This is a genomic window from Tabrizicola sp. (genome assembly GCF_034366665.1).
Taxonomy (GTDB): Bacteria; Pseudomonadota; Alphaproteobacteria; order Rhodobacterales; family Rhodobacteraceae; genus Tabrizicola.
In genome coordinates this window covers 61,455-73,365 of record NZ_JAXMMF010000030.1, presented here as the reverse complement: position 1 = coordinate 73,365, position 11,911 = coordinate 61,455, and the positions used below count along the sequence as shown (strand labels likewise).

9 protein-coding genes are annotated in these 11,911 nt (G+C 66.7%); 2 read left to right on the top strand and 7 right to left on the bottom strand.

The features are described 5' to 3' along the window. Positions 1–113: 113 nt before the first annotated feature. The 6 genes from U1E69_RS03865 to U1E69_RS03840 all read right to left on the bottom strand — a co-directional run bounded on the left by U1E69_RS03865 (position 114) and on the right by U1E69_RS03840 (position 6,752). A complete protein-coding gene (locus U1E69_RS03865; protein WP_322242998.1) occupies positions 114–836 on the bottom strand; it encodes a proteasome-type protease in 723 nt (240 codons plus the stop codon). 52 nt (positions 837–888) lie between these two features. Then, positions 889–1,695 carry a transglutaminase family protein gene (locus U1E69_RS03860; protein WP_322242997.1) on the bottom strand — a complete coding sequence of 269 codons (807 nt, stop codon included), beginning with the start codon at positions 1,693–1,695 and terminating at the stop codon, positions 889–891. Next, on the bottom strand, positions 1,695–2,645 hold the full coding sequence (locus U1E69_RS03855; RefSeq protein ID WP_322242996.1) for an alpha-E domain-containing protein: 951 nt from the start codon (positions 2,643–2,645) through the stop codon (positions 1,695–1,697). Before U1E69_RS03855 ends, U1E69_RS03860 begins: the two co-directional genes overlap by 1 nt. Positions 2,646–2,838: 193 nt before the next feature. Further along, the gene (locus tag U1E69_RS03850) at positions 2,839–4,230 is read right to left on the bottom strand and encodes a circularly permuted type 2 ATP-grasp protein (protein WP_322242999.1); all 1,392 of its coding nucleotides are present in this window, start codon (positions 4,228–4,230) and stop codon (positions 2,839–2,841) included. A 144-nt stretch (positions 4,231–4,374) separates the two neighbouring features. Then, positions 4,375–5,106 (bottom strand): SDR family oxidoreductase, encoded by a 732-nt coding sequence (locus U1E69_RS03845; RefSeq protein WP_322242995.1) that lies wholly within the window; start codon positions 5,104–5,106, stop codon positions 4,375–4,377. A 17-nt stretch (positions 5,107–5,123) separates the two neighbouring features. Beyond that, on the bottom strand, positions 5,124–6,752 hold the full coding sequence (locus tag U1E69_RS03840) for a GMC family oxidoreductase (protein WP_322242993.1): 1,629 nt from the start codon (positions 6,750–6,752) through the stop codon (positions 5,124–5,126). 507 nt (positions 6,753–7,259) lie between these two features. Between U1E69_RS03840 and U1E69_RS03835 the strand changes: the two genes are divergently transcribed. Together U1E69_RS03835 and chrA are read left to right on the top strand one after the other, a co-directional pair. Then, positions 7,260–8,087 carry a sulfurtransferase/chromate resistance protein gene (locus U1E69_RS03835; protein WP_322242992.1) on the top strand — a complete coding sequence of 276 codons (828 nt, stop codon included), beginning with the start codon at positions 7,260–7,262 and terminating at the stop codon, positions 8,085–8,087. Next, a complete protein-coding gene (gene chrA, locus U1E69_RS03830; RefSeq protein ID WP_322242991.1) occupies positions 8,084–9,448 on the top strand; it encodes a chromate efflux transporter in 1,365 nt (454 codons plus the stop codon). Before U1E69_RS03835 ends, chrA begins: the two co-directional genes overlap by 4 nt. Before the next feature lie 15 nt (positions 9,449–9,463). Here the strand turns inward: chrA and U1E69_RS03825 are convergent, their stop codons facing one another. After that, entirely contained in the window at positions 9,464–11,839 is a 2,376-nt protein-coding gene (locus U1E69_RS03825; RefSeq protein WP_322242990.1) for a Hint domain-containing protein, read from the bottom strand. Positions 11,840–11,911 lie beyond the last annotated feature (72 nt).

The following is an 11,911-nucleotide window of genomic DNA, read 5'->3' as shown; positions in this document are numbered from 1 at the left end:
CCAGGTGCTAAGCCAGGTCGCGGGGGACCCGGACTGAACCTTCTTCCAGCTTTTCGCCCACTCGTCGGGGATGTCTCACGAGGAGTGCATGAAATGCTCGACGAGTGGTCCGGTCAGATCGTGATCTTTGCGAACCCTTCGCGCAGCGCGGTGGACCAGGCGTCGGACATGGCGCGGAACTGGGGGTCGCCGGCCTCGATCCGCCGGCGGAGCGTGACTTTCAGCGCGTCGCGTTCGATCACCGCAAGATCCAGCGGCATCCCGACCGAAAGGTTGGAGCGGAGCGTGGAATCCATCGACAGAAGCACCGCCTTCTGCGCGTCCGAGAGGCTGGTCGAGGGCTTGACGACCCGGTCGAGGATCGGCTTGCCATACTTGTGCTCGCCGATCTGCAGGAAGGGGGCGTCTTCGGTCGCCTCGATGAAATTGCCTTCCGGGTAGATCAGGAACATCCGCATCGCGCCGCCCTTGCGCTGACCCGCGACGATCATGCTGGCGCTCGCCCCCTGTGCGGCGGAAAGCTTGTGGTCAATCTCGGCGCGGACAGAGGCCAGCTGGTTGCCGACGATCTCGGCCACCTTCAGCAGGGTCGGTGCCAGCAGGATCGAGGTGTCGGGCGTGGCCTCGGCGTCCTCGATGGCTTCGCGCAGCTGGGCTATGGTGGTCTGGGTGACCGACAGACTGCCCGCGGTCATGATGACGATGACGCGCTCGCCCGGCTCTTCGAAGGTGAACATCTTGCGGTAGGTCGAGATATTGTCGAGCCCGGCATTGGTCCGGGTGTCCGACAGCATCACCATGCCCTCGTTCAGCAAGAGCCCCACGCAGTACGTCATTCCTCGTCCCTCGATTCAAGGTCCCTTCCGGACCCCTGGTTTGAGGTGCAGCCTATTGGGCCGCCTGCTGGATCGCAACCGTCACATCCATCTCTTCATGCCCGCCACCGCGGGCAATGCCGCGGATCGGGGCTGCGTCCTGGGCGTCCAGACCCGAGCCAAGGCGGATGTAGCGCGCGTCCGGGCAGCAACGGTTTGCGGGATCGAAGCCGACCCAGCCAAGGCCGGGAATGTGCAACTCGGCCCAGGCATGGGCGGCCTCGTGCGGCGATCCGTCGTCGGTGACCGAGAGGTAGCCCGAGACATAGCGCGCCGGGATGCCGCGATGTCGTGCGCAGGCGATCAGCGCGTGGGCGTGGTCCTGGCAGACGCCTTCGCCCAGGGCCAGCGCCTCGGCAGCGGTGGTATGGGCATGGGTCACGCCGGGGCGATAGGCGATGGCATCCGACACGGCGGCGGACAGCGCATGGGCAAGCGCCAGAGCGTCAGGCGCAGCGGCGCTGTCGGCCAGCGCGATCAGCGCCACGTCCAGCCGCGTGGGCAAGGTGTCGCACAGATAGCAGTCGGGCGGCACGGTTTCGCGGTGACCGCGCAGGACCCCGGCAAGATCCTCGGTCTCGACCGTGCCGCGGACATGGACCACCACCTCGGCCACCGGACCAGCGATGGTCCAGGCCTGGATCTGGTCCCCCGCCCCATCGCGGTGCCGCGCGCCCTTGCGCCCGCCCGAGACGGTCACCTCCCAGTCGATGACCTTCTGGCCGGAATAGCTGGAGGGCATCAGCCTGTGGCTTTGCACCACCGAGCGGACCGGGTGGCCATAGCTGTAGCGGGTCACATGGTCGACGGTCAGGCGCATCAACGCATCTCTCCGCTGAGGTAGGCGTCATGGACCGCATTGGCCAGCCCTGCGGCTTCGGCGATGTAGCGGGTCAGGAAATCATGCAGGCCTTCGTCGAAGATCGCCTCGACAGTGGCGCTTTCGATCCCGGCGTGAAGCTTCTGCGCGGCGACCTGCGCCTCGGTTTCGCGGCCATAGGCCTTGGACAGGCGGCCAAGGTGGTTGACAAGGCCCGCCGAGCAGGTGGCAAGCGACCGGGGTGACTGCGGGTTGCGGATCAGGAAGTCGGCGATCTTCACCGCCGTGATATCGCCGCCGTAAGCCCAGTGGAACGCCCGCTGCGCCCCCATCGCGCGCAACAGCGTGGACCACTGATAGTTGTCGAGACCGGAACCGACGAAGTCGACGCGGGGAAGGAGGACGTAGTATTTCACATCCATCAAACGCGCGGTGTTGTCGCCGCGTTCCAGGTAGTAGCCGATATTCAGGAAGTTGAACCCGTCGTCGCGCAGAAGCGTGGCGTCGATGGCACCGCGCAGCATCGCTGCGTGGCGCATGGTCCAGTCGGTCAGGCGCGACAGCTCCAGTTTTGAGCGTTCCTCGCGTTCCAGCTGGCGCAGTTCCTGGAAGGCGGTGTTCAGCGCGTCCCAGACCTGGGTGGTCAGCGCAGTGCGGACAATGCGGCCATTTTCGCGCGCCGACGTGATGCAGCTGGCGATGGAGGACGGGTTGTCGTGGTCGAAGAAGAGGAAGCTTTCGATGTTGCGCTGCACCGGGTCGCCGTATTTCTGCGCGAAGGATTCCGCCATTCCTGTCGCATGCAGCAGACTGTCCCATTCGCTGCGATACCCTTGCGCGCTGGGAAGCAGGCTGATGCGCGAGCCGACCTCAAGCAGGCGCGCGACGGTATCGGCCCGTTCCATGTAGCGGGCGATCCAGTAAAGGTTGTCGGCGGTGCGGCTTAGCATGGGCGGCCTCCCCTCACCCCGGCCCTCTCCCCCGGGGGGAGAGGGTGACCCCGGCCCGACGCGTCCGCGAAAGCCACGCCCGTCGCCTGGTCCAGACCTGCCCGCCCGCGCTTCCCTCTCCCCTTCGGGGAGAGGGTGAGGGTGAGGGGGAAACGGTTGGCAAGGGAACCGAAAGTTGTCATCCGCGCTCCCTTCATTCCGCCAGCACCCAGGTGTCCTTGACCCCGCCGCCCTGCGACGAGTTCACCACAAGTGAGCCTTCCTTCAACGCCACGCGGGTCAGGCCGCCTGGGACAAGTTCGATCCGCTCACCGACCAGGCAATAGGGGCGCAGGTCGACGTGGCGGGGGGCGACGCCTTCCTCGACGAAGGTGGGGACGGTGGACAGCGCCAGCGTCGGCTGGGCGATGTAGTTGCCGGGGTCCTCGACGATCTTGGCGCGGAAAGCCTCGACTTCGGCCTTGGTACATTTCGGCCCGACCAGCATTCCGTAACCGCCCGAGCCGTGAACCTCTTTCACGACCAGTTCCGGCAGCTTGTCCAGCACGTAGGTCAGATCGTCCGGCTTGCCGCATTGCCAGGTGGGGACGTTCTGGAGGATGGGTTCCTCGCCCAGATAGAAGCGCACCATGTCGGGGACATAGGTGTAGACCGCCTTGTCGTCGGCCACCCCTGCCCCGGGCGCCGAGCAGATCGACACCCCGCCCGATCGGTAGACGTCCATCAGGCCGGGGATGCCCAGCATGCTGTCCGGGCGGAAGCACAGGGGGTCAAGGTAGGCGTCGTCGATGCGGCGGTAGATCACGTCCACCCGCTGCGGCCCTTCGGTCGTGCGCATGTAGACGTATTCGCCGTCGACGAAGAGGTCCTGGCCTTCCACCAGTTCCACGCCCATCAGGTCGGCCAGCAGGGAGTGTTCGTAGTAGGCGCTGTTGAAGTGGCCGGGGGTCAGGATCACCACCGTCGGCTCACCCTTGCACTTGGCGGGGGCCACGCTGGACAGCGTCCGTCGCAACTTGTCGGAATAGGTGTCGACGGGTTCGATCCGGTTCTCGCGGAACAGGTCGGGGAACATCCGCATCATGATCTCGCGGGATTCCAGCATGTAGCTGACGCCCGAGGGGGTGCGGCAGTTGTCTTCCAGCACGTAGAAGTCTTCCGGCCCGGTGCGGACGATGTCGACACCGACAATGTGGGAATAGACCCCCTTCGGCGGCACGAACCCGGCCACGGCCTTTTCGTAGGCCTCGTTCTGGTAGACCAGCCGCGCCGGGATGCGACCGGCGCGGATGATCTCGCCCCGCCCGTAGACATCGACAAGAAATGCGTTCAGGGCGCGCGCGCGCTGCTTGATGCCGCGTTCCAGTTTCGCCCATTCCGACCCCGAGAACACCCGCGGGAACATGTCGAAGGGGATCAGCCGGTCGGGATCACCCCCCTCGCCGTAGACCGCGAAGGTGATGCCGATGCGACGAAACAGTGCCTCGGCCTCGGCCTGCTTGAGACTGCGGAGTTCCTGGGGCATCTGCCCGACCCAGTCGCGAAGGCGGGCATAGGGCGGGCGGACGTCGACGCCCTGATACATCTCGTTGAACTGCGTCACGCGTGGCCCCCGCACTGCCTTTGGCCTGACTAGAGCAGAGCCCCGCCGCGTCGGAAAGGCCTGCGATGCGAAATCCGCAAGCGCCGTAACCATGTGCCCAAGATTTGTGCAAAACCCCGGCGCGGATCAAAGCCGGATGCGCACGCGCCCGCGGCCCAGCACCCGGTCCTTGACCCTGCCCTTCAGCGACCGCGGCGGCTGATGCTCACGGTCCCGCAGAAACACGCGCCCGTTGATCTCGGGCTGCCGCATGAGGGCAAGAGTGGCGCCCCATTCGGCGGCAAGGGCAGGATCGACGCCATCGGGGATGCCCTTGCGGGGCTGGTGGGTGCCCGGAACCCAGTCGGTGACGACGATGCCGGGGAAACGGTCGCCCAGATCGGCGACCAGCGCCCGCGTCAGGATGCGGAGCGCGCCTTTCGAGACGGAATAGCCCGCAGCCAGCGGGGCGGGGCTGACGTCGGCAAAGGTGACGACGTTGATGATCCGGCCGGTTCCGTTTGCCACCATCGCAGGCAGAACCTCGTGGCAGCAGTTGAAGGCGCCCCCAAGGTTCAGGTGCACGGTGTCCATGAACGTGGCCGGGGTTTCGTCCAGGATGTCGCGGTCGGGATAGGTTTCCGCGTTGTTGACCAGGATCGTGGGCGCACCAAGCCTTTCGCGGATCTCGCCGAAAGCGCGGGCAACCTCTTCGGGCTGGCGGACGTCGGCGATGATGGGCAGGACACCCTCGATCTGGAACGGTGCGCGCGCGATGCCGGCCACCGCGATGCCGCGTCGGACCAGAGCCAGCGCCAGTTCCTTGCCGATGCCCCAGCTTGCCTCGGTGATCACGGCGATTTCGACAAGTTCCTGCATTGACTGTCCGTTCCGCATCAACTGGCTTTGCGACGGGTGGCAGAAAGACGCGCCGCGACGATATCGCCGACCCGCAGCGCATTGGCGGCGATGGTCAGACTTGGGTTCACCCCCCTCGAGGTGGGCATGAACGAGGCGTCGGCAACGTAGAGGTTGTCAAGGTCATGAGCCTTGCAATCAGCGTCCAGAACCGAGGTCGCCGGATCAGACCCGAAGCGCAAGGTGCCGCTCGGGTGACCGAAGTTCAGCGTCAGGCCGAAGTTCAGGAACATCAGGCGGTGCTGGCTCAGTTTCTGGCGCAAGGCCTGCCGAAAGAGGGCGCGGCGGGCCTTCAACTCGTCGGCGATACGGTAACGCACCAGGGGAACCTCGGGATCTTCCGGGTGCGGCTCGACGCGGTTCTCGGCATAGGGCAGGTCCTCCAGCAGCCCGACAAGCACGGTCGCGGACCCGAAGACATCGGCGCCGATCCTGGCGGCGATGGTCGCCAGGCGCGACGCCCCCGGAAGCCCGCGAAGCCTGCTGCGCGACAGGATACCCTTGAGATGCCCTGCAATCTGCCCGGCATCGGCCGCTACCCCCATCGACTGCACCAGGCCCAGACGCTGGCCCTCGTGCGCGTAAAGATCGCGGAACGACAAGGTCCTGGTGGCCCCGACCGCCGGACTGCCACGACGTGGCCAGAAGGCCACCATCTCGGAGACGTGGAACATCAGCCCGCGACCGACCCAGCCGCTGGAATTCGCGCAGCCCGACGCATGGCTGCCGGTCGAGCGCAAAAGGAGGTTCGGCGAATTCAGCGCGCCCGCCGCAAGGACGAAGACATCGGCCTGCAAAAGGTAGTCGCGCCCGTCGGCCCGGACCCGCACGGCGCCGATGCGGCCCTGCGCTTCGATCAGTTCCTCGACCGCGCAGTTCGGCAGAAGCGTCGCGTTGCCAGTTTCCAGCGCAGGTTCGACCCCGGCCGAGCGGCCATCCATCTTGCAGGCGCGCGGGCATTTGCGGCCCAGACAGTCGGAGCAGCCGGGCAGACGACGCAGCGCCTCATGCGCGCGGTAGGGGTGCAGGCCGGCAGCGCGCAGGTCGTCGAACATCTGCGCCTCGGCCTCGGTCAGGGGCGGGGCGGGCAATTGCGGGCCGGGCAGGTCGGACAGGGGGTCCTTTTCGCCACGGATCGACAAGGCCTCTTCGGCCTGGGTGAAATAGGGGCGGAAGGTGTCGAACCCCACCGGCCAGCCGCCCGTCGGATGCGGCATGGCATTGGTCGCCTCGACGTCATGGCGTTCGGGGCGCTCTGCCGCGGCGGCGTAAAAGACCGACGAGCCCCCGACCCCGCTGCCCAGCGGCGCGAAGAAGCGGTGCGGCCGCTCTGCATCGATGTGGGTCTCGATCGGGGTGGGCCAGAAGCCGCGTGCCTGGCGCGCCGTGTAGTCCGACAGATCGGTCCGCAGGTCCTGGCCTTCGGTCCGGTGGCCGACGGGGCCCTTTTCGACGAAGAGCACCGAAAGCCCACGCTCGGCCAGGCGGCGACCGACAAGGCCACCCCCGACGCCGGTGCCGATGACGATGACATCCCAATGCCGGGCCGCAGCCTTGGCGGCCAGCCCCTGTCCGACAGTGGCAGGTATGGAAGCAGCGGCCGGCATCATCAGCAAAGGTCCATACTATACCAACCTGCATGCCTTGCGGCCATGTCATCCAACCCTGCCGCCCCGGCCAGGATTGATCTGTCGTTTCACTGTTGGTTCCGGCGAGGCCGGAACTTTGCTGCCTGTTCAGGTGCGGAGCAGCCCGGCCCGGTGGATCATGTCGCGCGAAACGTCGCTTTCGCGCAGCCGGTCCGAGACGTGTTCCCGTCGCTCTGCATCACGGGCGGAACCTTGCTTGTTTTCATCGGCCCGGCAAGTGTTTTGTCGGTCAAATCCACGGTTCAGGCGCCGATCCGCGACCCGGTGCCATGACTTGCGGCACGGCACGCCGTCTGCCTTGGCAGCGGGTCACGACTTTGCCGACGCGATGTCCCGCAGGCGTCCTATTGACACTGCGGGCCGCTGCCGCAACATCTGCAGCATGGGGATCGCGCGCTCCCCACGAGGCGTCAGCCGAAGGTCGCGTTTCACAAATATGAAGCACACCCAACCTAAGGACTGCAGATGCCTGCACCTGATGCCATTTCCTGTGACAAGCTTGCAAAGCTGATCGGCACGCCCCGGGCCCCGGTCATCCTGGACGTCCGGCGCGCAGCGCTGCGCACAGACGACCCACGCGCCCTTCCGGGGGCACGGCTGCTGACCGAGGCGGACTTGCCCGGCGCCCATGCCCTGCTGCCAGAGCTGCGGGGCCAGTCGGTCGTCGTCGTCTGCGTCGCAGGCCACGCGCGCAGTCAGGGGTTGGCCGCCGCTCTGCGGGCCGAAGGGATCGCGGCCGAGTATCTGGAGGGCGGGCAAGAGGCCTGGGTGGCGGCAGACCTGCCGACCATCGACACAACCAGGCTGGGCAGCAGCGATGCGGCGGGACGCAGTCTGTGGGTCACCCGGTCGCGGCCGAAGATCGACCGTATCGCCTGCCCCTGGCTGATCCGGCGCTTCATCGATCCGCGGGCGGTCTTCCTGTTCGTCGCTCCGCCCGAGGTTCCTGCCGTGGCCCAGGTGATGGGCGCCACAGCCTTCGACATCGAGGACACGGTCTACAGTCACCGGGGCGATCTGTGCACCTTCGATACGCTGATTGCCGAATTCGGGCTGCGCCTGCCCGCGCTGGACCGGCTGGCGACCATCGTCCGGGGGGCCGACACGGCGCGGCCAGAGCTTGCGCCGGAATGTGCGGGGTTGCTGGCGGCCTCGCTGGGCCTGTCGCGGATGTACAGCGATGATCAGGCGCAGCTTGACGCGGGCCTGCTCCTTTACGATGCCTTCTTCCGCTGGGCGCGCGATGCAACCGACGAAACCCATGATTGGCCGAAGGGCGGGAAAACGAAATGACGGCACGACCCGACCATCCGACCTTGGCCGAGGCGACCCGCGTCTGGGCCAGGATCGCGGCCCTGTCCTTTGGCGGACCGGCCGGCCAGATCGCGGTGATGCACCGCGTCCTGGTCGAAGAGAAACGCTGGCTGGGCGACGGGCGGTTCCTGCATGCGCTGAACTTCTGCATGCTTCTGCCCGGCCCCGAGGCGCAGCAACTGGCGACCTACATCGGCTGGCTGATGCATGGGGTAAAGGGCGCGCTGGTGGCGGGCCTTTTGTTCATCCTGCCGGGTGTCGTGGCGATCATGGGATTGTCGTGGATCTACGCCGCCTATGGGCAGGTCGGTGTCGTCTCGGCGCTGTTCTTCGGGCTGAAGGCCGCCGTCCTGGCCATCGTGCTGCAGGCGGTGGTGCGGGTCGGCAAGCGCGCGCTGCGCAATGGGGTGATGCGGGGCATCGCCGCGGCCTCGTTCCTGGCGATCTTTGCACTGCAGGTGCCTTTTCCCCTGATCATCGCGGTTGCGGCACTTGTCGGCTGGGCGGGGGCGAAGGCCGGTCTGGCCGCCTTCCGGGCCGGAGGCGGGCACTCTGCCCTTGGCACAGCCCATGTCCACGATGCCGAAACCCTCTTGGGCGAAGAGGCGGCCTTGCCCGCCTTTGCCCGCCGTGATGCCTTGCGCGCAGGGCTTGCGGCGCTTGCCCTGTGGTTTTTGCCGGTCGCGGTCATTCTGATCCTTGCCCCCGGCAGCGTCTTTGCCGACATCGCCACCTATTTCTCCAAGCTTGCCGTCCTGACCTTTGGCGGGGCCTACGCGGTCCTGGCCTGGGTCGCGCAGGCGGCTGTCGGGACCTATGGCTGGCTGGAACCGGGCGAGATGCTGGACGGCCTTGGCATGGCCGAGACGACTCCGGGGCCGCTGATCATGGTGCTGCAGTTCGTCGGCTTCATGGGGGCCTTGCGCGAGGCGGGCTGGGCGCAGCCCTACCTGGCCGGGACGCTGGGCGGGTTGCTGACGACCTGGGTGACCTTCGCGCCCTGCTTTGCCTGGATCTTCCTTGGCGCCCCCTACATGGAGGGGCTGCGGCGCAACATGGCCCTGTCCGCGGCCCTGTCTGCGGTCACCGCCGCGGTGGTGGGCGTGATCCTGAACCTGGCCCTGTGGTTCGCGGTCCACGTGATCTGGCGCGAGGTCGCCCAGGTCAGCTTTGGCCCGCTGACGATGGAACTGCCGATGCCGGGGTCGATCAACTGGGTGGCGGCGGGCCTGTCCGCGCTGGCCATCCTGGCAGTGTTCCGGCTGAAGCTGGGCATGGCGACAGTGCTGGCGGGCGCAGCGGGGCTGGGCCTGGCGCTGCATCTGGCGGGGTTGGTCTAAGCCAAGGTGCCGGGGTCAGCCCGCGACCAGCACCCGCGCTTCATGCGCCTTGAGCGAGATGCGCGCACTTGGGAAGGCCGTCTGACTGGCAAGCTCGGGGAACAGTTCCAGCACTTCGGCCCGCGCCGCGTGATCCAGTGCCCCGACCGTCCGTTCTGCTGGCTGGAAGCTTTCGGTCCAGGAGCCGTTGGATAGAAGAAGCTCGTGCCGGTCAAAAAGGAGGTGGACATAGGTCACACCCGCCTCGGGGCAGTCGCGCGTCACCCCGGGCAGGCCCAGAAGATGCTTGGCGGGAACCAGAACCTCGTCCTCGGCGAAGTAAAGCTCCGCCGTGGCGCCTTCGATCAGAACGCGGTGCTGGGGCGAGACCAGGAGGGGCTGGTCCGGACCGGTGCCGAACAGCGCGCCCGTGGCGATGCGGATCGGTTGCAGGGCGGGTCGGGCCAACAGGTCCTGCCGTGACAGGTGACGCTGCCCGATCCAGCGCAGGGGTTGCAGACCGTGATCCCGGGTCTGGACCAGATCGCCAGGCTGCAGAGCCTCGACCCGCACCTCGCCCCGGTCGGTCAGGATCTGCGTGCCGGAGGTGAAGCAGACGATGACCAGGTTTTCGATGTCCGAGAAGGACAAGGTGCCCAGAACCGTGATCCCGTCGGGCGCGAAGAAGGTGATGATCCCGTTTTCGGCGTTCAGCGGGTCGTAGGCGATGTCCAACCGAGCCCATCCGAAGCCGGTGATGTCGATCGTCTGGCTGTCGTTGTCCGAGCCGCCCAGACCGCCGTCGACGGTCTCGGCCCCCACGACATCCGAGAAAGCGAAGAAGAACTGGTCCTCGTCGTCACCGCCGAACAGCCGGTCGGTGCCGGCCCCGCCATAGATGATGTCCTGTCCGGCCCCGCCAGAGATGCTGTCGTCGCCCTCGCCGCCCGACAGCCGGTCCCGTCCTGCGCCGCCGTCGACCGTGTCGTTGCCACCGTCTCCGGAGATCGTGTCGTTGTCCGCCCCGCCGAACAGGCTGTCGCCGCCGCCAAGGCCCGAGATGCTGTCGTTGCCCAGACCGCCGTAGAAGACGTTGGTGTAGGCATCCAGGGTATCCGCACTGGCGCCATCGAAGCCGATCAGCGTGTCGTTGAACGCCGTCCCGATGATGCCATCGACGCCAGAGCCGGTGTCTCCGGTCGCAAAGCCGCCGCTGAAGCTTCCGGTGGCCAGATTGATGGACACAGCCGCGTTGGAATCGCTGTAGTCAATAACGTCATTGCCAGTGCCGCCGACCAGCGTGTCGGCTCCGTCCCCGCCACGCAGCGTGTCGTCACCGAAGCTGCCGATCAGGCTGTCGCCACCCTCATCGCCCAGCAGGAAATCATTGCCGTCGCCACCGTCCAGCGTATCGACGCCAGCCCCGCCATAAAGCGTGTCGCGGCCACCGTCGCCGAACAGGTTGTCGCCCTCGGCGCCACCGTAGATCAGGTCGTCGTTGTCCCCCCCGCGCAGGGAATCGACACCGGCACCGCCATAAAGGGTGTCCAGCCCGGTCCCACCAAAGAGGGTGTCCGCCTCGGTCCCGCCGTCAAGAAGGTCGTCCCCGGCATCGCCGTAAAGCGTATCAGAGCCTGCCTCGCCATAAAGGGCGTCAAGGCCGTCGTTGCCGTAGATCAGGTCGCCGTCACTGCCGCCGTAAAGCGTGTCGGCATCGTTGCCCCCGTACAGCGTGTCGATGCCGGCCTCGCCGAAGAGGCTGTCGGTTCCGGCGTCGCCCCAGAGAAGATCGCCGTCTCCGCCGCCGAAAAGCTGGTCGGCATCGTTGCCGCCGTAAAGCCGGTCCAGACCGGCTTCGCCATAGAGGGTGTCGATGCCGTCGTTCCCGGCAAGGATGTCGGCTTCGATGCCGCCGAACAGGATGTCGGCGTCAGCCCCGCCATAAAGGATATCCAGCCCCGCCCCGCCGTAAAGGCTATCCAGGCCCCCCGCGCCCGAAATCAGGTCACTGCCACCTTCGCCCTGCAGGTTGTTGCCAAGGCTGTCGCCGGTAATCGTGTCGGCATTGGTGCCGCCGATGACGCCCTCGATCCCCGACAGGACATCGCTGCCATCGCCCGTCGCCGAGCTGGTTCCAAGGTTCACGGTGACCGAGGAGCCAAAGCCCAGATAGCTGGCAAAGTCGAACCCGTCGCCGCCGATCAGGTTGTCGTCGCCGGACCCGCCGAAAAGCGTGTCATTGCCAGGCCCGCCATCGATCAGGTCGGAACCGGACCCTCCGTAAAGAATGTCGTTGGCGGAAAGACCGCGCAGCGTGTCAGAGCCGCCGCCACCATAGATGATGTCGTTGAAGTTCGTGTCGTTGTCACCGACCAGGCTGTTGTTGCCCGGACCGCCGTAGATCGTCGCCATGCACGCTCCGGTCCTGCCACCACACTGGCGAACCTTCAGGTCCGCAGGAGGCTAAGGCGCGAGATTAACGGA